At 67.0% G+C, this 21304-nt stretch carries 22 protein-coding genes; 10 read left to right on the top strand and 12 right to left on the bottom strand.

Features of this window, described 5'->3' with window-relative positions; translation table 11 throughout:
* Positions 1 to 5: 5 nt before the first annotated feature.
* Positions 6 to 689, bottom strand: coding sequence for a class I SAM-dependent methyltransferase (locus NV1_RS01455; RefSeq protein ID WP_067884638.1), 684 nt, complete (start codon positions 687 to 689; stop codon positions 6 to 8).
* Between the two features lie 639 nt (positions 690 to 1328).
* Here NV1_RS01455 and NV1_RS01450 point away from each other — a divergent pair.
* From NV1_RS01450 to NV1_RS01440, 3 genes are all read left to right on the top strand, one after another.
* The gene (locus tag NV1_RS01450) at positions 1329 to 1619 is read left to right on the top strand and encodes an ANTAR domain-containing protein (protein WP_067884636.1); all 291 of its coding nucleotides are present in this window, start codon (positions 1329 to 1331) and stop codon (positions 1617 to 1619) included.
* Between the two features lie 136 nt (positions 1620 to 1755).
* Entirely contained in the window at positions 1756 to 2301 is a 546-nt protein-coding gene (locus NV1_RS01445; RefSeq protein WP_067885035.1) for an NUDIX domain-containing protein, read from the top strand.
* A gap of 94 nt (positions 2302 to 2395) precedes the next feature.
* The gene (locus NV1_RS01440) at positions 2396 to 2698 is read left to right on the top strand and encodes a DUF1330 domain-containing protein (RefSeq protein WP_067884635.1); all 303 of its coding nucleotides are present in this window, start codon (positions 2396 to 2398) and stop codon (positions 2696 to 2698) included.
* Here NV1_RS01440 and NV1_RS01435 read toward each other — a convergent pair.
* The gene (locus NV1_RS01435) at positions 2644 to 3816 is read right to left on the bottom strand and encodes a DUF2332 domain-containing protein (RefSeq protein ID WP_067884633.1); all 1173 of its coding nucleotides are present in this window, start codon (positions 3814 to 3816) and stop codon (positions 2644 to 2646) included. The genes NV1_RS01440 and NV1_RS01435 overlap by 55 nt on opposite strands.
* 54 nt (positions 3817 to 3870) lie before the next feature.
* On the opposite strand from NV1_RS01435, the gene NV1_RS01430 reads away from it, so the two are divergent.
* Positions 3871 to 5058 (top strand): citrate synthase, encoded by a 1188-nt coding sequence (locus NV1_RS01430; protein WP_067884632.1) that lies wholly within the window; start codon positions 3871 to 3873, stop codon positions 5056 to 5058.
* A gap of 139 nt (positions 5059 to 5197) precedes the next feature.
* Here NV1_RS01430 and NV1_RS01425 read toward each other — a convergent pair whose 3' ends face one another.
* Entirely contained in the window at positions 5198 to 5818 is a 621-nt protein-coding gene (locus NV1_RS01425; protein WP_067884630.1) for a class I SAM-dependent methyltransferase, read from the bottom strand.
* Between the two features lie 103 nt (positions 5819 to 5921).
* Between NV1_RS01425 and NV1_RS01420 the strand changes: the two genes are divergently transcribed.
* Entirely contained in the window at positions 5922 to 6506 is a 585-nt protein-coding gene (locus tag NV1_RS01420) for a helix-turn-helix domain-containing protein (protein WP_067884628.1), read from the top strand.
* 113 nt (positions 6507 to 6619) lie between these two features.
* Here the strand turns inward: NV1_RS01420 and NV1_RS01415 are convergent, their stop codons facing one another.
* Positions 6620 to 7309, bottom strand: coding sequence for a TetR/AcrR family transcriptional regulator (locus tag NV1_RS01415; RefSeq protein WP_067884626.1), 690 nt, complete (start codon positions 7307 to 7309; stop codon positions 6620 to 6622).
* A gap of 132 nt (positions 7310 to 7441) precedes the next feature.
* Between NV1_RS01415 and NV1_RS01410 the strand changes: the two genes are divergently transcribed.
* Positions 7442 to 7888 carry a nitroreductase/quinone reductase family protein gene (locus NV1_RS01410; RefSeq protein WP_067884625.1) on the top strand — a complete coding sequence of 149 codons (447 nt, stop codon included), beginning with the start codon at positions 7442 to 7444 and terminating at the stop codon, positions 7886 to 7888.
* A gap of 77 nt (positions 7889 to 7965) precedes the next feature.
* On the opposite strand, the gene dnaB is transcribed toward NV1_RS01410, so the two are convergent.
* From dnaB to rpsF, 5 genes are all read right to left on the bottom strand, one after another.
* The gene (gene dnaB / locus NV1_RS01405; RefSeq protein ID WP_067884623.1) at positions 7966 to 9783 is read right to left on the bottom strand and encodes a replicative DNA helicase; all 1818 of its coding nucleotides are present in this window, start codon (positions 9781 to 9783) and stop codon (positions 7966 to 7968) included.
* A 703-nt stretch (positions 9784 to 10486) separates the two neighbouring features.
* Positions 10487 to 10942: a 50S ribosomal protein L9 gene (gene rplI, locus NV1_RS01395; protein ID WP_067884620.1), complete on the bottom strand. Its 456-nt coding sequence runs from the start codon at positions 10940 to 10942 to the stop codon at positions 10487 to 10489.
* Between the two features lie 16 nt (positions 10943 to 10958).
* Complete coding sequence (gene rpsR / locus NV1_RS01390; protein WP_040829176.1) at positions 10959 to 11228, bottom strand: 30S ribosomal protein S18; 270 nt, start codon at positions 11226 to 11228, stop codon at positions 10959 to 10961.
* A 57-nt stretch (positions 11229 to 11285) separates the two neighbouring features.
* A complete protein-coding gene (locus NV1_RS01385) occupies positions 11286 to 11834 on the bottom strand; it encodes a single-stranded DNA-binding protein (protein ID WP_067884618.1) in 549 nt (182 codons plus the stop codon).
* 101 nt (positions 11835 to 11935) lie between these two features.
* On the bottom strand, positions 11936 to 12226 hold the full coding sequence (gene rpsF, locus NV1_RS01380; RefSeq protein ID WP_067884616.1) for a 30S ribosomal protein S6: 291 nt from the start codon (positions 12224 to 12226) through the stop codon (positions 11936 to 11938).
* A gap of 234 nt (positions 12227 to 12460) precedes the next feature.
* On the opposite strand from rpsF, the gene NV1_RS01375 reads away from it, so the two are divergent.
* A complete protein-coding gene (locus NV1_RS01375) occupies positions 12461 to 13846 on the top strand; it encodes a glycosyltransferase family 87 protein (protein ID WP_373864574.1) in 1386 nt (461 codons plus the stop codon).
* Positions 13847 to 13880: 34 nt separating this feature from the next.
* Here NV1_RS01375 and NV1_RS01370 read toward each other — a convergent pair whose 3' ends face one another.
* From NV1_RS01370 to NV1_RS01360, 3 genes are all read right to left on the bottom strand, one after another.
* Positions 13881 to 15542, bottom strand: a complete 1662-nt coding sequence (locus NV1_RS01370; protein ID WP_067885033.1) for a glycosyltransferase family 87 protein — start codon at positions 15540 to 15542, stop codon at positions 13881 to 13883.
* 59 nt (positions 15543 to 15601) lie between these two features.
* On the bottom strand, positions 15602 to 17983 hold the full coding sequence (locus tag NV1_RS01365; protein ID WP_067885031.1) for a transglycosylase domain-containing protein: 2382 nt from the start codon (positions 17981 to 17983) through the stop codon (positions 15602 to 15604).
* A 475-nt stretch (positions 17984 to 18458) separates the two neighbouring features.
* Positions 18459 to 18869: a DUF5318 domain-containing protein gene (locus tag NV1_RS01360; protein ID WP_040829364.1), complete on the bottom strand. Its 411-nt coding sequence runs from the start codon at positions 18867 to 18869 to the stop codon at positions 18459 to 18461.
* A gap of 215 nt (positions 18870 to 19084) precedes the next feature.
* On the opposite strand from NV1_RS01360, the gene NV1_RS01355 reads away from it, so the two are divergent.
* From NV1_RS01355 to NV1_RS01345, 3 genes are all read left to right on the top strand, one after another.
* The gene (locus NV1_RS01355; RefSeq protein WP_067884610.1) at positions 19085 to 19654 is read left to right on the top strand and encodes a PadR family transcriptional regulator; all 570 of its coding nucleotides are present in this window, start codon (positions 19085 to 19087) and stop codon (positions 19652 to 19654) included.
* Complete coding sequence (locus NV1_RS01350; protein ID WP_067884609.1) at positions 19651 to 20766, top strand: inositol-3-phosphate synthase; 1116 nt, start codon at positions 19651 to 19653, stop codon at positions 20764 to 20766. The genes NV1_RS01355 and NV1_RS01350 overlap by 4 nt, the downstream gene beginning before the upstream one ends.
* A gap of 187 nt (positions 20767 to 20953) precedes the next feature.
* Complete coding sequence (locus tag NV1_RS01345) at positions 20954 to 21226, top strand: hypothetical protein (protein WP_067884607.1); 273 nt, start codon at positions 20954 to 20956, stop codon at positions 21224 to 21226.
* The last annotated feature ends 78 nt before the right edge of the window (positions 21227 to 21304 follow it).

Genomic DNA, 21304 nt, shown 5'->3' with positions numbered 1-21304 from the left:
CGCGATCACCCCTGCTCGGGCGAGTCGGCGTCGGGCGACCGGGTCGCGAGCAGGTACCAGTGCCGGGTGCGTTCGTCCGGATCGGGTTCGCGCTGCATCCGGGCGAGGACCGTGAAGCCACGCGGACGCAGCAGTTCCGCCATCCCGTGCAGGGACCAGCGGTAGGAGGTGGTCACCCGGTGATCGTGCGGCTGGACGGCGACCGACTCGTCGGCCGCGGCCTGGAACGCCATCAGCAAGTGCCCGCCCGGCCGCAGTACCCGCGCGAATTCGGCCAGGACGCCGGGTACCCGTTCCGGCGGCAGGTGAATGATGCTGTACCAGCTCACCACGCCGCTCGCCGCGGCATCGCCGAGCGGCAGCCGCTCCATCGTGCCGATCCGGTAGCGCAGATCCGGACGATCGGCTCGGGCCAGCCGGATCATTTCCGGGGACAGGTCGATACCGGACACGTCCAATCCGAGCGCGTCCAGATGCGTGGTGATCCGTCCGGGACCGCAGCCGACATCGATCACCGGTCCGGGTCCGGCGGCCCGTACCAGATCCGCAAAGGCGCCCAGCATCGCGCGATCGAACGGCTGCGCGGCGAGCGCATCGGCGAACAGGTCGGCGTACAGCTGCGCCACCTCGTCGTAGGCGCTCCTGGTGGTGGGGATATCGGGATGTTCGATGAGATTCGGCTCGCTCACATGCGCAGCCTAATGATCGGCACCGACAGGCTCGCCGGTTCGATGATCATCGATCGGGAACGAAACCGGCTGATCCACAACGAGTCCCGAGTCCTCGAATACGGGAAATGATCTTGCTTGACTTCCGGCGCGGGCGGCCTCAATATGGCAAGGTCAGCACCTCGTAGGTGAGGCACCTGCATGAATACAGGCTACTGATCCCGGCCGTCGCCGTACTCGCCGAGATCGACCGGGTCACCCGCGGCACGTGTGGGCCCCGGGGTCGCCGTCCATACCCGGAACATCTCGTGCACTGCCGAAACCCTGTCGAGCCGGTGGCCCCTTCGTTTTTCGCGGTGGTACACCTCTGTGCTCACACGACCGGCGACGACCTGCGTCCCGGTGATCGTAGTTCGGCAGTGAGGAGGTGAGGGACGAAATATGACATCAGTCGACAGTCCGTATCCGCATCAGTGTCCGGCTCGACAATGTAGGTTCCCTCGACCTGCCGCGGCCCGCATCCGTTGCGGCGGCCGACCCTCCGTGTAGCGGTCCGCCATGACCCCGCACCCGGCTCACCGACGCCCGCGCGCACCGGGTGAGTCCTCCTCGCACACCACATCATCGACCGGCGACCACGCCGCAGGAGACCTGAGCATCATGACGCAGCCCGTTATCGAAACCTTCCACCGCAACGACGCTCGAATGCTCGACACCGCCGAGGGCGTGCTGGTGGCATTGCGCCGCTACAGCCCCGCCGAGGCGTTCGCCGAAATCCTCGACACCGCCCGCCGGCACCGCGTTCCCGCGCTGGGTCTGGCCCGCGCCCTGGTCGAACTAGCCGGGGCGGAACCGCCGGTCGACACCGCCGACGTTTCCGCCGCCGTGGCGCGCACCGCCTGGGGGCACCTGCTCGCTCGCCCGACCGCCGACCTGCCCGCCCCCGCCTGACGAGGTTCCGACGCGGTTCGTCTCGACGCGGAACCGATTGTCCGGGTTCGCGATTCGATAGCTCCGGGTGCGGCCCGAGGGTCCGCCCCGGCCCGACCGCGCGGCGGCGAATGCGATCCTCGGGCAGAATTTCGGCATGGAGACGCTCGGATCCCGCACCGTGTACACCAACCCGTGGCTCGAGGTCCGGGAGGACGACATCCGTCGCTCCGACGGATCCACCGGTATCTACGGCGTGGTCACCCGGCCCGATTTCGCCATGATCCTGCCCTGTGAACAGGACAGCCTGCTACTGGTCGAACAGTTCAGATATCCGCTCGGACAACGTTGCTGGGAATTCCCGGCAGGCACCCTCCCCGGCCGCGCACCGGCCGATCCGGTCGAACTGGCCCACCGCGAACTCCGCGAGGAAACCGGCCTGCGCGCCGCACGGATGACCTACCTCGGCCTCCTCGACACCGCCCCCGGCACCCTGAGCCAACGCGGCCGCATCTACCTCGCCACCGACCTCACCCGGGGCGAGCCCGAGCGCGAACCCGAGGAACAGGACATGCGAATGTCCTGGTTCAGCCGCGAAACCATCGAGCAGATGATCCGCGACGGCGAGATCACCGACGCCCAAACCCTCGCCGCATACGCGTTTCTGCTCCTGCACGAGCGAACCGGGCAGAGCGTGCGGTGAGCTCTCGCCCGACGTCGTCGGTCGATCGCGCATCTTCGGCCCGCCGGTTGATGTGTCGCAGGCAGTTTCAGCATTCGGCCGGCCAGGAGTATGCATGCCCGCCTATGTGATTTCCGAGGTCGAGGTGCTGGACGAGGAGGTTGCCGCACGCTACCGGGAGATCGCCGCCGAGTCGATCGCCGTGTACGGCGGCAGGTACCTGGCCAGGGGAGCCGAACCCGATGTGCCCGAGGGGGATCGGCCAACGGCGATGCGAGTCGTGATCGTGGAATTCCCGTCGATGCGGCAGTTGACGCAATGGTACGACTCGGCCGAGTACGCGCCGGGGCGGGCTCTGGCCGGTCAGGCGCTGCGCCGTCGGCTGCTTTTCGTGCCCGGCGTCTCGGCGTCGCAATAGGACTGTGGCGCAGGGGAGTCGGCGGGACGGGGCAGTCGGAAATCGGCCGGATGCAAGTAGGCCGGTACGCCGTGGGGTTTCGCTCGGGCGAGGATGATTTCGGGACCGTTGCCGATGCGGGCGGTGAGACGAAAGCCGTGGCGGTCGTCGGAGTTGTTCTGCCCCTCGAACGCGATATACGCGAATCCCGCCTCCGGGGTGCTTGCCGCGGCGAGGCGGTCCAGCTCGGCGGTGACCGCTCGCCATTCGGCCGGATCGACGTACTGGCGCATCACCGAATGCCACACCACGGTCAGTGTGCCGGGGACCAGGTGCGCCTCGGCGAGGAAATCCCTTGCGCTCGAGGTGATCACGTCGGCCGGGACCTGTTCGGCGATCCGCAGCGCGCCCGCGAGACGTTCCGCTCGCCCGGATCGGTCCGGCCAGACATAGGACCGCAGCGTCACGGCGCCACGCTGGGTGAGCGGGTCGAGCGGGGCGGGGTCGCAGCCGCGCCGTTCGATGACGTCCAGTGTCGGATGACGCCGCACCGCCGCGGTCAGCCATTCGGGAACCGGTCCCTGCCAGGCGTTGCCCAGGTCGACCGGGGAGTCCGCCGGACCCCATTCGAGATCACCGGCCCGCCAACGGAAATGGTCGGCGCGCAGATTGAGTCCGGCACTGCTGCCCAACTCGAGCAGCCGCACCGGGAGCGGTATCGCATCCACCGCTGCCAGCAGTCCGGACATCAGCGGCACCGCCCGGCCCACCTCATTGGTCTGCGGTGCGCGCGGCGGGGTGTCCAACCAGGTTGCGATCCAAGGGATCTGCTCGGCGACGACGGCGCGGAACGCGGGCCAGGTCTCGGCGTCCGGCGGCGCCGCCTGCGGTGTGGCGCTCGGATAATACCGGGCCAGACCGGGCGCTGCCCCGGACAACACCAGCGCGTGCACTGCCGCCAGAAAACGCAGCGGCACAACGGAATCGCGCGTCGCGTCCGCGAATCCGGCCAGAGCCTTCGCGCACGGGCCGCCCTCGCCGATGTCCTGTGCGATGCCGGTCGCGAGCACGGCGTACAGCGGCGAATCGAGTTTCACGAAGACCTTCGTCTGGAACTCGAACTGGGAGATGAGCGTCACGGGTCCACTGTGAACCACTGGTCGAGATGAATCAATATTGATTATCGTCAACGCATGGAGTGGATCGATGCCCGATCAGCGGCGGATCGGCTCGGCGTGAAGCCCGCGACGCTGTACGCCTACGTCAGCCGGGGCGTGCTGCATCGGCGCTACGATCCGGGCCGTCGGCGCAGCATGTTCGACCCGGCCGAGGTGGAGGAACTGGCCCGGCGCGGCCGACCCCGCCGCAAACCCGCACCGACCGAGATCGCCATCGAATCGCGGATTACCACGCTCGGCCGGGACCGGCCGTACTATCGCGGCCGCGACGCGCTCGAGTTGGCCGCCGGACACCGCTTCGAGGAGGTCGCCGAATGGCTGTGGCGCGGCGAACTCGCCTCGACCGGGCCGTGGCACTGCCCGCCGGACGCGGTCGCGGCCGCCCGCGCGGTACAGGCCGGACTGCCCGCCGGACTGCTCCCGCTGGACCGCTTGCAGGTGGCGGTCACCGCGCTCGCGATCAGCGATCCGAGGCGTTTCCAGCGTGATCCGGCCGCCGTCGCCGCCATCGGCCGCACCCTGATCGCGGGTATGGTCGAGGCCCTGCCCGCATTGAGCGAGCCGATCGAGGAGTCGATCTCGGCGTTGCTCTGGTCGCGGCTGACTCCGCGCCCACCCTCCGGCGCGGCGGAGTTGCGGCTCCTCGATACCGCGCTGATCCTGCTCGCCGATCACGAACTGGCCGCCTCGACCTTCGCTGCCCGTGTGGCCGCCTCGGTACGCGCAGATCCCTACGCCGTGGTGGGCTGCGGTCTGGGCGTACTCGGCGGTCCGATGCACGGTGGCAGCTCGCCGGCGGTGGAACGCATGCTCGCCGAGATCATCGAACCGGCCCGGGCCCCGCGCGTCATCGGTGACCGCCTGCGCGGCGGCGAACGCATCCCCGGTTTCGGCCACACCGTCTACAAGAACGGCGATGCCCGCGGCACTCATCTGTGGAATCTGTTGTGCCCCATGGCTTCCGGTCATCCGGTCATCGCGACCGCCGAGGCTGTCCGCACCGAACTACGCGCCCGCCGACTCCCCGAATTCAACTGCGATTTCCCCCTCGCGGTCCTCGGCATCGTCTTCGAAATGATCCCCGGCGCCGGCGAAACCGTTTTCGCGGTCGCCCGCACCGCCGGCTGGCTGGCCCATGCTCTGGAGGAATACGCCTCGGGCGTCCTCATCCGGCCTCGGGCCATCACCCCGCCGATCGATTGAATCGGCTGTCGTGCGCCATGTTCAGCCCGTGGGCCGGTGAGGTCCCCGGCGCGACCACCGAGAGCGGATGATGCGTCTACGTGGTGGCACGCGTCGCAGCTCGGCCGGCGTACGCCTGTCGGCGTCAGCGCGATTGAACTCACTGGGGCACAGCGGAATTCGGCTTTCGCTCAGCACGCAGGACGGTGTCGCTCAGGTGCTGGGTGCCAGCGGGGGCGGGGGCCGTGCGCGGGCGGGTTTCGTCGATCAGGATGATCCAGTCGTCACCGAGGAGGGTTGCCACCTCGGCGGGTTGGTAGAAGTCTGCCGGGTTCATATCGCCGTCGGAGATCGGGGGCAGATCGGCGAGGTCGTGGCCGACGTAAAGCAGCGTCCCGCCGGGGGAAACGGCGGTGAGCAGGCCGCGCAGCGCGGTGTGGTCGCGTTCGCGGGGCAGGGGAAAATACTGCACGTTGACCAGGTCGAATGCGTGGGGCGGGGGCGGGGTGCGGGTCAGGTCGGCCGCCGACCACGAGATACGTTCGGCGACATCGGCGCCCGATGCGGCGGCGCGCCGCAGGGCGACGCGCGAGATGTCGACGGCGGTGACCTGCCAGCCGCGCCGGGCCAGCCAGAGCGCGTCACCGCCCTCACCGCATCCGACGTCGAGCGCCTGACCGGGCGGCAGCTCCGCGACCTCGGTGACCAGCACCCCGTTGGGGTTACCGCTGAAGAGCCGCTCGCGACTGCCGTACCTGGCATCCCAGAAGTCTGCGTCCATCGTCCCTGCCTCGCTGATCGGATCGGTATCACCAACCTGCCGTGCGGATGAGGATTCGACAAACCTCTTTGCGGAATCCGCAAATTATCGGCACCATCGGTCCATGACCGAGGAGTTCGACACCGTCCTGGCCGCAGTCGGTCCACGCCTTCGTGAACTGCGCCGCCGCAGCGGATTCACGCTGACGACAGTGGCCGAACGCACCGGGATTCCGATCAGCACCCTGTCCCGGCTCGAATCCGGCCAGCGCAAACCGGGTCTGGAACTGCTGCTGCCGCTGGCCCGCGCCTACCGGGTCCCACTCGACGAGCTCGTCGGCGCACCCGCCAGCGGCGATCCGCGAGTATTTCCGCGCCCGTTCACGCGCGACGGCATGACCGTCATCCCCCTCACGCGCAAACCCGGTGGGCTGCAAGCCTTCAAACAGGTCCTGCCCGCCGAACGCTGCGACCGGGAACCCGAACCGCGCTCGCACGAGGGGTACCACTGGCTGTACGTCCTCAACGGCCGCCTTCGCGTCATCCTCGGCGAGCAGGATCTGATCCTGTCCACCGGCGAAGTCGCCGAATTCGACACGCATCTGCCGCACTGGTTCGGCAACGCCGAGCACCGCCCGGTCGAATTCCTGAGCATCCTCGGCCCGCAAGGCGAGCGCTTCCACATCCGGGCGCGTTATCGCCCGAGCTGACCGAGATCGGCCGAAGAGGTCCGCCGGTCGATCGACCGGCCACCAGGGCGGCTGCTGCGCTCCGCCCGCGATACAAATGCGAGAGGTGCCGCGCGGCAACGAATTCCGGAAGATCAGTGGCGCAGGCCGATCAGGTCTGCCATGGTCTCGACCGAATAGTCGAAGAACGCTTCCGCGGGATCGACGCTGCCGACGTATTGGCCGGTCAGCTCGAAGCCGACGACTCCGAACAGCTGGGTCCAGGCGATGACCGCCCGCGCCAGGATGGCCTCCGGCACGCCGGGAGCGAGCTGCTCGGCGATCACCGCGAGCTGTGCACTCAGCGCCGGGGCAAGTTCGTCGCCGGGGGTCGCGAGAGTGCGGCTTCCCCAGGCTCTTCCGACAATACCGAGCACTGCGACGGGAATTCGCGAACCGGGGGCGATGGTGGCCTGCGGGGCCTTGTAGCCGGGCACCGGTGAGCCGTAGAGCAGCGCGTACTCGTGCGGATGTGCAATGGCCCAGCGCCGCACCGCCGTTGCCGCGGCGCGCCACTGCGCACGCGGGGCCGTGACTGTATCGATGGCCTCGTCGACTTCGTTGCCCAGGGCGGTGTACGCCTCGACGATCAGCGTGGTGAGCAGGTCGTCGCGGCTCGGGAAGTAGCGGTAGAGCGCCGAGGAAGCCATGCCGAGTTCTCGGGCGATGGCCCGCAGGGACAGGGCGGCGGCCCCGGATTCGGCGAGTTGGCGGCGCGCGGCATCCGCGATCTCACGGGTGATCTCGGCTCGGGCGCGGGCTCGGGCGGTCCTGGGCACGCTCATTCAGGCAGTATGCCACGTTTCGGATCGCCGGAATGTTTCGAGAGCGGTGCTCTTGACTCGCCGAGGTGAAACGCGCACACTGTTCTCGTAAGGAGAGCACCGCTCTCGATTTGAACTCCCGAAGGAACCCCCATGGACGCCACCACCCGCTATATCGGCCCGTCCGGTCTCGACCCGATCATGAATCGCTTCTTCAACCTGCTGCCCAAGCTGGGCATCAGCCTCGCCGGTTCCCGCCTGCTGGCCGTGCGCGGGCGCAAGAGCGGCCAATGGCGCACCACCCTGGTCAATGTCCTCACCACCGCCGATGGCAGCCGCTACCTGGTGGCTCCGCGCGGCCACACACAGTGGGTCCGCAACCTGCGCGTCTCCGGCGCCGGCGAACTCCGTCTGGGCCGCAAGTCCGAAACCTTCACCGCCACCGAGGTCCCCGACGCCGACAAGATCCCGGTGCTGCGCGAATACCTCGATCGCTGGGGCTGGGAGGTCGGCCGCTTCTTCGAGGGCGTCACCAAGCACGCCACCGACGCCGAATTGGCCGAGATCGCACCGGGTTTCCCCGTCTTCGCGCTTTCCTGAGTCCCGCCCGCCGCGGGCGTCCGGCTGAGTCGGTGGTGTCCACGTGGCTCGCGAGGACAGCGAACCTACAGAACGGCCTACCCGCGAGCCATATCCACGAACCGGCTCAAATGCAGCTGGTGCGCAACGGTAATCGTGGCCGTCGGGCCATTACGATGTTTGCCGAGAATGAGATCCGCTTCGCCGCCGCGAGGATCGTCCCGCTCGAACGCATCGGGCCGGTGCAAAAGGATGACCATATCCGCATCTTGTTCCAAAGATCCGGATTCGCGCAGGTCAGAGACCATCGGACGCTTATCTGTTCGTTGTTCTGGGCCGCGGTTCAGCTGGCTGATGGCGACGACCGGGACTTCCAGTTCCTTGGCGAGAAGTTTGAGGCTCCGGGAGAATTCGGAGACTTCCTGCTGGCGGGATTCGACCTTTTTACCCGAGGTCATCAGCTGGAGGTAGTCCACGACTACCAGGCGCAGATCATGACGTTGCTTGAGCCGCCGGGCCTTTGCGCGGATCTCCATCATCGTCAGGTTCGGCGAATCGTCCACGAACAGCGGCGCCTCGCTGATCTCACTCATCCGCCGCGCCAGCTTCGTCCAGTCGTCGTCGCTCATCCGGCCCGAACGCATATCCCCGAGTTTGATCTTCGCCTCCGCCGACAACAGACGCATGACGATCTCGGTCTTGCTCATCTCCAGCGAGAAGATGACGCTCGCCAGCCCGTGCTTCACCGAAGCGCTCCGCATGAAATCCAGTCCGAGAGTGGAGTTGTGCGTCGGAATCATCGACCGGCCCGCGAGATATAGATGATCCGCGTTGTCGACCTCCACGCATCGAACCGGGACCGGGTCGATCTTCCGGAGATCGACGATCCGCCTGGCCGCATGTCGTGCCGTTGCGGGAACCCAGTGAACAAGGCGATCGGTCTCGTCTCGGAGGGTGTGCGCGATCATGCCCGTGGTGAGAACTCGAACGCGCGGTTCACCGGGCGCGGCGCAGATCGGCCACTGGTGTTCCGCATCGGCGACGATGACTGTGCCGTCGGAGAATTCGACTTCGTAGCAGGGGCGGTCGGTGAGGATTTCGGTGGCGGCGGTGACCCGGGTGGGACGGCCTCGGGTGTCGAGGAGCCGGTCGCCTACCGCTACCTCGCCCATCGTTGTCCAGCCGGACGGGGTGGGCAGGGGGGTGTCCAGGGCGAGGGCCTTCCCGACACCGGGTCGAGCCGCGACGATGATCATCTGGCCGGGGTGCAGGCCGTTGGTCACCTCGTCGAGTTCGGTGAAGCCGGTGGGGACGCCCAGGGAGATGCCGCCGCGGCTGGCGATGGAGTCGATTTCGTCCATCGTGGGTTGCAGGAGTTCTTCCAGGGGAAGGAAGTCCTCGCTGGAGCGGCGTTCGGTGACCTCGTAGATCTCGGCCTGGGCGCGGTCGACGACCTCGGCGACGTCCTGGCCGTCGGCGCCGGCGTAACCGAATTGGACGATGCGGGTGCCCGCCTCCACCAGACGGCGCAGAATCGCCTTCTCCGCAACGATTTCCGCGTAGTAGGACGCGTTGGCCGCGGTGGGGACGGTTTGGGTCAGGGTGACCAGATACGGGGGGCCGCCGATGCGTTTGAGTTCACCGCGCCGGTCCAGGGCGGCCGCGACGGTCACCGGATCGGCCGGTTCGCCGCGGCCGTACAGATCCAGGATGGCGTCGTAGACGGCCTGATGGGCGGGACGGTAGAAATCGCCGGGACGGATGACCTCCACGACATCGGCGATGGCGTCCTTGCTCAGCATCATGCCGCCGAGGACGGACTGCTCGGCCGCCATGTCGTTCGGTGGCTGCCGGCCGAAATCCTCCCCCGGCGTCTCCGAGTACTCCGGGGTGCCGCGATCGTCGACGACTGCCACGAGACTCGACCGTCCTCTCTCATCACGCCCGGCGGTAACGCTATCGATGACCTGTTCTACCCCTGGGCACCGACACTTTCGCGTCCCCCACAGCGGGCCGGGCCGTCCTGTGCAGCACCGTCGCGACGAGGCGCGGATGCTGCGGGGCGGCACGGAGCAAACCGATGGTGCACGCTGCGAGGCCGAGGAGATCGTGCGGGTCCGGGTACCGGATCACGACATCGGATCGAACCTATGGGACCGGGCTGGGGACTACCAAACCATGCTGTGCATGCAGTTGTGGATAAACTGGGGATAGTTCACCTGCTGTTGTGCACCCCATGTGGAATATCTGGGGAAAACCGGCTCGCGCTCAACACAACAGCAAGGTCAAATAGCATTTTCGCAGTTACGCACATGTGGATTAACAAAGCGGCGGCGTGTCGTTCGAGATGAACAGCCGGGCGTGTCAGGTTAACAGCGCGCTCGTCGGATATGACGAGGGTCACAATACGATCGGTCGGTTCGATCGGTTATCCCCATCTTGTCCCGAATACGTCGAGGTCGGGCCGAAGATCGATCCAGAAAGAGAGTCATTACCGCGGAGAAAATCCGGCTAACTTCCGGTTAATGAAGGTCCGGGCGCGCCGGAACACGATCGAAGACCGCCCTCGTACACCTGGCACGAAGGCGGCCTCCGAACGTCATGCGCTCGTGCGCGAGATCACTCCGCGGGGTCGACCTGCAGGGTGAACTTGGCGGCCACATCCGGGTGCAGATGCACCACGACACCGTGCTTACCGGTGCTCTTGATGTGCGCCTTGGGCAGTTCGATGCTGCGCTTGTCCAGCACCGGGCCACCGGCAGCCTTGATGGCGCCCGCGACGTCGGCGGTGGTGACCGAGCCGAACAGCTTGCCGGTACCCGCGGTCTTCACCGACAGCGAGACCGACTCCAGGCCCTCGATGGCCTGCTTGAGCTCGTTGGCGTGGTCCAGGTCGCGCACCTTGCGCGCGTCCTGCGCGCGACGGATGCCCGCGACCTGCTTCTCCGCGCCGCGGGTGGCGACGATCGCCAGCCCACGCGGAAGCAGGAAGTTGCGGCCGTAACCGTCCTTGACCTCGACGGTGTCGCCGGGTGCGCCGAGGTTGTCCACATCAGCGGTCAGAATCAGCTTCATTGTGTTCCTCCCGTTCTCAGCGAGCCGTGGACACGTACGGCAGCAGCGCCACTTCGCGCGAGTTCTTCACCGCAATGGCGATATCGCGCTGGTGCTGCACGCAGTTGCCGGTGACGCGGCGCGCGCGGATCTTGCCGCGGTCGCTCACGTACTTGCGCAGCAGCGTCGTGTCCTTGTAGTCGATGGCCGCGAACTTCTTGCCGTCCTTGGCAGCAGCCTTGCTTTCCTTGCAGAAGGCGCAGGCCTTCTTCTTCAGCACCTTTTCGCGTGCCGGTGCTTTGGCCATGGTCTCGTTCTCCGTATTGCCTGGGAGTCACATTCGTGACCCCGTATGAAAGCCGTTCTAGAACGGCGGTTCGTCGTCCATTGCGCCGCCCCCGAAGGAGCCGGCTGCGGGGGCGCTGCCCCACGGGTCGTCGCCGCCGGCGTTCTGTCCGCCGCGACCGCCGCCACCGTTGGAGCCGCCGAAGCCCCCACCACCACCGGAATTGGTATTGGAGTAGCCACCGCCGCCACCGCCACCGCCGCGCGTGGTCCGGTTGACCTTGGCGGTGGCGTAGCGCAGCGAGGGGCCGATCTCGTCGACCTCGAGTTCCACGACAGTGCGCTTCTCACCCTCGCGGGTCTCGTAGGAGCGCTGCTTGAGGCGACCGCTCACGATCACGCGCGAACCCCTGGTCAGCGACTCGGCCACATTCTCGGCCGCTTCACGCCAGATGTTGCAGCGCAGGAACAGAGCCTCGCCGTCTTTCCATTCGTTCGCGTTTCGGTCGAACACGCGGGGGGTGGATGCGACGGTGAAATTCGCCACCGCGGCGCCCGCGGGCGTGAATCGAAGCTCCGGGTCCGCCGTCAAATTTCCGATGACGGTGATGACCGTGTCGCCTGCCATGGGTTCCTCCTGCTCTCCGGTGCGGTCCGCGTAATCGCGTTGTTGCGCTAGAGCCTAGAGACAGGCACCGACGCAAACGAGTACGCGGGGGACAGGGGCCTCTACTTCTTGTCGGCGCGCAGCACCTTGGTGCGCAGGACCGACTCGTTGAGTCCCAGCTGGCGGTCGAGCTCGCTCACGGTGGCAGGCTCGGCGGTCAGATCGACGACCGCGTAGATGCCTTCACTCTGCTTGGAGATTTCGTAGGCCAGCCGACGGCGGCCCCAGATGTCGACCTTGTCGACCTTGCCGCCGTCGGTCTTCACGACGTTCAGCATAGTGTCCAGATTCGGACCGACGGTACGCTCATCCAGGCTCGGATCGAGGATGACCATCACTTCGTAATGACGCATGGGAACCCATCACCTCCTGTGGTCTTGGTGCGGCCACGGACGTTCCGTGGCAGGAGGGTCGTTGCGTCAGCAACCCGCCAAGGCTACATGAGCAGGTATTCGGTCGCGAAATCGATCTTCACGCAGAGCTGCCCGCGCGGAATTTGGGTACAGACACCTATCGTGGGTGTCATGTCGAATCGTCCGGGAACACGGGCGAACCTCCCGCGGCCGGGCCGGGTCGCCGCGGTGACGATGCTGTTGCTGTGCGGTGTGACGCTGCTGTTCGCATATCTGAACAAGGCGCGATGCGCGGGGGCGCCCTTCGAATCGAACGGCCGCAGCTCGGCATTCGATCACATCAAGGATGCGCACGTCTGCTATTCCGATATCCAGTTCCTGTGGCTGGGCCGCGATATCAACGAGCATGTATTTCCGTATCTCACCGGCGGGATCACCGCACACGGCGCGCTGACCGGCGGCGCGGTGGAATATCCGGTGCTGAGCGGACTGCTGATGTGGCTCGGTGCGGTGGGCGCGCACACCGACGCGGCCTTCCTGCTGCATTCGGCGCTGCTGCTGGCCCCCTTCGCGCTGGCGACGGCGTGGATGCTGGGGCGGATGTCCGGAATGGCGGCGCTGCTGTGGGCGGCCGGGCCGCCGCTGGTGCTGTACGCGTTCCACAACTGGGAGCTGCCGGTGGTGTGCACGGCGGTCGGCGCGGTGTACGTGGTCACCGCGTTGACCAGATTTTCGGTGCGCACCCGCGGTGTGATCGCGGCGATACTGTTGGGCATCGGCTTCTGCCTGAAGTTGTATCCCGGAATCTTCGTGCTGCCCTTGATGCTTCACGTCCTGGTCGGCGGTAGCGACGGTCTGGACGCGCTGCGTCATCGCAGCGCGCGACGGGTCGATTCCGAGCCGGACCAGGACGAGGGCGCGCTGGCCCGGCTGACGCGGCGGTATGACATACGCGGCGCGTGCGCGGTTGCCGGGGCGGCGATCGGGACGGCGGTACTGATCAATCTGCCGTTCGCCCTGGCCGGATATCAGGGCTGGCGGGCGTCGTTCACGTTCCAGGAGTTGCGGCAGGCCGACATCACCACCAATTCGATCTGGTTCTGGGGACTGCGGCCGCTGTTCGGCGATACGCCCGGCGCCGAACGGTCCTTCCAGGACGTCGTGTCCGCGGCCTCGCCGATGCTGGTGGTCTGTTCGTTCGCGCTGGCGCTGTGGTTGGGCTGGCGGCGTTATCAGGCCAGTGGGTTGTTTCCGTGGGTGGGCGTGAGCGCCGCGATGCTGTGTGGATTCCTGTTGTTCCACAAGGTGCATTCGCCGCAGTACACGCTGTGGCTGATCCCGTTCCTGGTGCTGCTGGAAATTCCGTGGTCGGTGGTGGTGGCATATCTGCTGGCCGACGCGTCGCTCGGCATCGGGATCTTCCGCTACTTCTACGTGCTGAGCACGGGTTCCACGGCAGAGGTGGAGAAGCATTTCGTGCTGTTCGGCGTGTGGGGCCGGGCGATGCTGCTGGTGTATCTGCTCTTCGCCTTCGGCTACGCACCGGCGCGCGGGCGTCGTGCGTCCGGCCCGGCCGAGCCACGGCGTCCCAGCGACGAGCTGGTTCCGGTGTCCTCCTGAAAAGTCCCGGTGCGCAACGGTTCCGGCGGCGGCGTCAGCGCACCGATGGTGCGGCGATATGCGAAACGTGCGGCCGCAGGAAGGTGGGCAACCACGGAAGCAGCGGATCCGGTGCGCGGTCCAGGATTCCGCCGATCGGGTCGTCGACCCCCTCCAGCCGCACCAGATCCTCGGCCGGACGGTAGATCTGCCGAACGATCAAGGCGCACAACGCGATCACGGCGAGATCGCGCAGGAAGACCGTCCCGGTGAACCACTGCTCGGGTACGCCCTTGCGATCCGTGCCCAGGTAGTAGTACATGCGCGGGAACCACACCAGTGCGTCGATCGTCATCCAGGTCAACAGGATTCGGCGATTCGGCAGGGCCAACACGGCGAGCGGGACGAGCCACAGCGAATACTGCGGACTCCACACCTTGTTGGTCAGCAGGAATGCCGCGACCACCAGGAAGGCCAGCTGCGCCAGCCGCGGCCGCCGCGACGCGGTGAGAGCGATGTAAGCGATTGCGGCACAGGCCAGCACGAACAGCAGCAGGGAGACCGTGTTCAGCACCGAGGGCGTCTGCTCCGGGGTGAGCGTGCCGTCGAAGCCGGTCCAGCCGGTGAACGAGGTGATCACGTTGTAGATCGAATCCGGGTCGGCCTGCCGCTGGGTGTTGAGCCGGAAGAACTCCCACCATCCGTTCGTGAACGGCACGGCGATCGGCAGATTCACCACGATCCAGCTGCCCGCCGCGGCGGCGACGGTTACCCCCGCGGCGCGCAGTGGGCTGATCCTGGCCCCCGCGAGGTACTCGGTCAACGCATCGCGGAGGCCGGAACCCCTGCGGCGCAGCAACTCTCGTATCCCGGGCATGCGCTGCCGATCGGCGCTGCGCAGGCACAGCACAACGATCGGACCGAGCAGCAGCAGCGGATACAGTTTCGCCGCACCGCCCAGTCCGAGCAGCACACCCGCGAGGACCGGGCGGCGACGCGCCCAGGCGAGCATCCCGGTGGCGGCGAATGCCGTTGCCAGCGCGTCGAAATTGGTGAACGCGTGCACCAGCACCAGCGGCGAGAGCGCCACCAGCGCGGCATCCCACACCCGCCGCCCGGCCAGTTGCGTGGAGGCCCAGACCGTCACCAGCCAGGCCATCGCAAGACCGATCACAGCGACGTTGAAATACACCACCACCGGCAGCGCACCGGGCAGCGGTAGCGAATCCCACACATTGGCCAGCTCCATCGAAACGTACTGGTAGAGACCGGAAAGCACGGGATATTCCATGTACCGGGTGTGTGCTTTGCCGTCCGAGCCGAATTCGGTCCAGCTCTTCTTGTACGGGAACGCGCCTTCGTCCAGGCGTTCCGCACCGTACAGCGGCACGGTGTCGGAGTAGCACATCGCCACGTATTGGCGGCCGTTGTTCCAGTCCAGGGTCGCGCGGCCGTCGCCGGTGGTGGTCTGCTGGATGCACGCGGCCTTGCCGCCCCAGCTCAGGGCCAGCATGACCACCGCGAAGGCCAGCATGACCCGCAGTGGAGTCCAGAATCGCGACCGGCCGATGAGGGCGTGGTCGCCGACCGGTCCGCCGATCGCGGTGGACAGTTGCGAGGTCAGCGGATCGGTACGGCTCGGACGATCACGCCAGGTCGCCGAGCGGGGCTCGGCGTCCGGGACCGGGGACGGGTATCGGTCTGGTGATTCCCGCATTTCCCCCCGGGGTCCTGGATGCGCCTTCGCCAATTGCTCCTCGAACACGCCAACCGACGCTACCGGTTGCCCGGTGAGCTGTTCGAGTCGCTATTGCTGTTGTTGCTCTCGCCGGGCACCGCGGTGCTCGGCCAGGTCCCGTCGGGTGCGACGGGCTGACCGGACATCGGCCCCGAGTCGCTCGGCTGCTGCTGTTGTTGCTGTTGTTGCGGCTGACTCTGATTCTGGTGGATTCCCGGGATCGGGATGGTGACGCCCGGGAAGATCTCCACCTGCGACGGCGTGATCTCCACCGGCGGCGTGAACTGCTGGGTGGTCGACGGCGGTGTGTACGGCGCGGAGTAGGACGGAACACCGGCCTGGCCGCCGACCGGATCCGGCTTCGGGAAGGTCTCCTTCGGCGTGCCCTCGAGCGCGCCGTCCATGGTGTCCTTCCAGATGTCCGAGGGCAGGGTGGAGCCGTACATGATTCCGCCGTTGGCCTTCTTCAGTGCCACGCCCTTTTCGGTACCGACCCACACGGCGGTCGAGAGCGAGGGGGTCAGGCCGATCATCCAGGCGTCGCGGTTCTGGCCGGTGTCGCCGAGCTGGGTGGTACCGGTCTTGGACGCCGAGACGCGCCCGCCCGCCAGGTCGTGCTTGAACGAGGAGTGGGCGATGGGCTCCATCGCCGCGATCACGTTGTCGGCCACGGCCTTCGACACTCGCCGGTCGCCGGCGACCTGACCGCGATCCAGCAGGACCTGACCGTCGGCGGTGACGACCTTCTGCACGAAATGCGGCTTGTGGTAGACGCCCTCGGCGCCGAGCGTGGCGTACGCCGAGGCCATGTCGAGTGCGCGAACCTGGTACTGGCCCAGGATGATGCCGTCGTTGGGGCCGGAACCGTCCGGCTCGGTGAGGGTCTTGCCCACGCCCGGGATGGTGTCCGGGATACCGAGCTTGTGCGCCATGGCGGCGATCTTCGCCGGGCCGTCGCCGCCCATGTCCAGTTCCATGCGGTAGAAGCTGGTGTTCAGCGATCGCTTGAGCGCCTCGGCGATGGTGCAGACGCCACAGGTCTCACCCTCGGCGTTGGTGATCTTGATGCCGTGCACGTCCAGATCGGCACTGGAGTACATGGTCGAGAGCGGTTTACCCAGCTCGAGGTTCTCCGCCAGGCCGAACACCTTGAACGTCGAACCGGTCATCAGACCCGCGTTGGCGAAATCGAAGCCCTGGCCGTTGTCGCCGCCGTAGTAGGCCTTGACGCCGCCGTCCTTCGGATTGACCGACACCACGGCCGTGCGGTCCTCGGGACGCTCGCCCTTCAGGTTCTTGGTCACCGAATCGACCGCTGCCTGTTGGGCTTTGGCATCGATCGTGGTGGTGATCTGCAGGCCCTCGGTGTTGATCTGGGTGTCGCTGATCCCGGCCTCGGCCAGTTCGCTCATCACCTGACGCTTGATCAGGCCGTTGGGGCCCGAATCGGGATCGTTCTTGTTGGTCGAATTGCCCGAGCTCGAGGACAGCACGTTCGGGTACTTCATCGTCACGCGCTGCGCCTGGGGCAGATTGCCCATCGAGACCATGCCGTCCAGGACGTAGTTCCAACGCTGCACCGCGCCCGCTTTGTTGTTCTCCGGGTCCAGGCCGTAGGGCTGGTTGATCGTCGCGGCCAGCATCGCGCCCTCTTCGACCGTCAGATTCTGCACCTTCTTGCCGAAGTAGGCCTGCGCGGCGGCGTTGATGCCGAAGGTGCCGCGGCCGAACGGAATGGTGTTCAGGTACGCGGTGAGGATGTCGTCCTTACTCCACTGCCGCGCCATCTTGGCCGAGATGACCAGCTCGTGCATCTTGCGGGTCAGCGAGTGCTGATTGCCGACCATTGCGTTCTTGACGTACTGCTGGGTGATCGTCGAACCACCGCCGGCGGTGGACTTTCCCATCAGGTTGTCGCGCACGGCGCGGGCGAAACCAGAGATGGAGAAGCCCGGGTTGGTGTAGAAGGACCGGTCCTCCGCGGCGATCACCGCGTTGCGCACGTGCGGCGGGATCTGATCGATCGTGACGTCGGTGCGGTTACCTTGCGGCGGAACGATTTTGCCGATCGTCGTGGTGCCGTCGTCGGCCAGCATCGTGGCGACCTGATTGGTTTTGAGGTCGCCGGGCTGGGGTATGGAAACCGTCGAATAGGCGATCAGGAAGACCGCGCTCGGCACGACGATGCCCAGTGCCAGCAGTACGTACAGCACGCGGCGGACGATCCGCCACGGTGATTTCTGCTTGCGGCCCTTGGGGCCGCGCCCGCCGGGGCCACCGGAACCCGAGCCGTTGCGGCGCGGCGGCGGGCCCGGCGGCGGTGTGCCGCCGACGGTCCGGTTGGCGCCGGTGCGTGGCCGGGTGTTCTCGCCGGGGCGGGGACGAGTCGCGGTGCCGCCGCGTTGATTCCGGTTCGCCATGGCCTCGCCGAGGCTGCCGGACGGGATCTTCTTGGTGGCGCCGGAAGAAGGATTGGCGATCTTCTGTGTCGCGCCGCTGGCCGGGCCGGGCCGGTCGCCCGGTGCGGGTCGGCGTGGCGGCTGTCCGCTGGGACCGCGCGGGACCTGTCCGCCCGGACCGCGGGGCGGCTCATTGCCGGAACCCTGCGGTGCGCGCGCATCGCCGGAAGGCGGTCCGTTGCGTCGCGGGCCGGGACCGGGCGCCTGCCCGCCGGGACGTACCGGCGGCAGTGGCCGTCCGCCCTGCGGCGGGCCCCCCGGGCGCGGCGGGGGATATCCGCCGGGGCCGGATTGCGGTCCGCGGGCGCGGCCGCCGGACGGTCCATCGTCGTAGGGCGAAGTCACAGCTCGGATCTCCATAACTCGAAACGGTCCGGGTGGCGGCCGATCACAACCGCCGCTGGCCCGCCGAAGCGGGCCGCAGGCGCGATACACATCACTCGGCGGCGGTCCGACGGGTGCCGGTGCGCCGACGCGTAGGCGCCGGTGCGTGCCCGAGCACATAGGACTGCACCAAATGGTTCCAGCTGCAACTGCGGCACACCTCGACCACGTGCACCGAGAACTCCTCGCGAGTCTCCGCCAGCCGGATCAGTTCCTCGGGCGTGCGGGCCGAGCCTGCGACCGGCCCGAGTCCGTCGCCGTAGACCCACGATACGAGAGTCAGCTGCTCTTTCCGGCAGATGGGGCAGGTGACCTCACTGCCTCGTCCGTGGAACTTCGCCGCGCGCAGCAGATATGGATTCGCATCGCAGACCTCGCTGACAGCCACGCGGCCCGCATAGACATCGGCCAGCAGCGACCGGCGCCGAAGCGCATAGTCCACTACCTGCCGCTGAATTCGCACGGCCTCCAGAGTAGCGGTGCGCACCGACGCACGCTTCAGAGTCATCGGCCTTCGCTTCGCTCCGGCGGGATTCGGGGCCCCCGAATCCCGCCCGTGGAACGCTCCGTCGCGATTCGATGTGTCGCACCGACGTGTCGGCTACTATATCGGCGCGATATAGTTGGTCATCGCATCCACAGGTGCGGTCCGCATACGACATCAGGAGGTGAGGCCCGGTGCTCGAACTCGCGATTCTCGGGCTGCTCCTGGAAGCGCCCATGCACGGCTACGAGCTGCGCAAACGACTCACCGGGTTGCTGGGGCCGTTCCGGGCGTTCTCCTACGGGTCGCTCTACCCGACGCTGCGCCGTATGCAGACCGACGGGTTGATCGCCGAGGAGTCTCCGGCCGGTGCGGTGACCAGGCGGGCGCGGCGGGTCTACCAGCTGACCGAGCCCGGCCGAGAGCGGTTCAGCGAGCTGCTCGCCGATACCGGTCCGCAGAACTACACCGATGACGGGTTCGGCGTTCACCTGGCCTTCTTCGGCCGCACTCCCGCCGAGGCGCGGATGCGGATCCTGGAGGGCCGGCGCCGGCAGGTCGAGGAACGCCGGGAGGGGCTGCGGGAGGCGATCAAACGGGCCAGCGGGACCCTGGATCGCTACACCCGCCAGCTGCACCAGCTCGGCCTCGAATCAAGCGAGCGCGAAGTGCGCTGGCTCAACGAATTGATCGCCGCAGAGCAATCGATGGAAGGCGCAATCGATGAAGGCGGCACCACAGAAAGAGGGAAATACCGGCCATGAGTGATGTCAACACGGCTGCACAGGCGACCGGTGCGAGCGCCGGGTCCGAGATTCGCGTGGCCATCGTGGGCGTGGGCAACTGCGCCTCTTCGCTGGTCCAGGGCGTGCAGTACTACCAGGACGCGGACGAGACCGTTACCGTGCCCGGTCTGATGCACGTCAAGTTCGGCCCTTACCACGTCCGCGATGTGAAGTTCGTCGCCGCGTTCGATGTGGACGCCAAGAAGGTCGGCTTCGACCTGTCCGACGCGATTTTCGCCAGCGAGAACAACACCATCAAGATCTCCGACGTGCCGCCGACCGGGATCACGGTGCAGCGCGGCCCGACGCTGGACGGCATCGGCAAGTACTACGCCGAGACCATCGAACTGTCCGAGACCGAGCCGGTGAACGTGGTGCAGGCGCTGAAGGACGCGCGGGTCGACGTCCTTGTTTCCTACCTGCCGGTCGGTTCGGAAGAGGCCGACAAGTTCTATGCGCAATGTGCCATCGACGCCAATGTCGCATTCGTGAACGCGCTGCCGGTCTTCATCGCCTCGGACCCGGAGTGGGCGAAGAAGTTCGTCGACGCCGGCGTCCCGATCGTCGGTGACGACATCAAGTCTCAGGTCGGCGCGACCATCACCCACCGCGTGATGGCCAAGCTGTTCGAGGACCGTGGCGTGCAGCTGGACCGCACCATGCAGCTGAACGTCGGCGGCAACATGGACTTCAAGAACATGCTCGAGCGCGAGCGCCTGGAGTCCAAGAAGATTTCCAAGACCCAGGCCGTCACCAGCAACCTGAAGAAGGAACTGGGCGCCAACGAGGTGCACATCGGCCCGTCGGACCACGTCGGTTGGCTGGACGACCGCAAGTGGGCGTACGTGCGCCTCGAGGGCCGCGCCTTCGGTGACGTTCCGCTGAACCTGGAGTACAAGCTCGAGGTGTGGGATTCGCCGAACTCGGCGGGCATCATCATCGACGCCGTGCGCGCGGCGAAGATCGCCAAGGACCGCGGCATCGGCGGACCGGTCATCCCGGCCTCGGCCTACCTGATGAAGTCCCCGCCGAAGCAGCTGGCCGACGATGTGGCCCGCGCTGAGCTCGAGGCCTTCATCATCAACGCCTGATCCGGCTTCGGACGCGCTGCGCCCCCGGGGATTTCCGGGGGCGCATCGCTATTTCCGGGTCGTGCGTTTCAACGTTGTGTAGCGACGCTTACACAGTGAGCGTCGCCGTGCTGGCAGTGCTTCCGCTCGCCGGTCGGCAGGATGGGTATCACCTTGCCAACCAGAGCGAAACAACTTGGAGCACAACATGATCAGCAAGATCCGCCGGATCGCCACCATCGCCGCGACCACCGCCGTCCTCGCCGGCGCCGGAGCCGGAATCGCTTCTGCCACACCCACTGTCGCCGAACCGGCGCACACCTGGTGGGGTGATTCCTACTGCGCGTGGAACGGCCAGTTCAACTGGCACTACTACAACTTCTGCGATCGCTACGTCTGGCACGGCAGCCACGACCGCGACTGGCGGAACTTTCGTGACCACAACCACGGTTACGACTTCGACTGGTTCCGCGGCCGCTGAGCGGCGAGATCGCTCGGAGGTGGAGTGCCCCGGCAGCAGTGCTGCCGGGGCACTGTGCCGTATCCACGGCGGGATGCC

The organism is Nocardia vaccinii NBRC 15922, assembly GCF_001613305.1.
Lineage (GTDB): Bacteria > Actinomycetota > Actinomycetes > Mycobacteriales > Mycobacteriaceae > Nocardia > Nocardia vaccinii.
The sequence above is the reverse complement of the archived record's forward strand: the minus strand, read 5'-3'. Positions and strand labels throughout refer to the sequence as shown.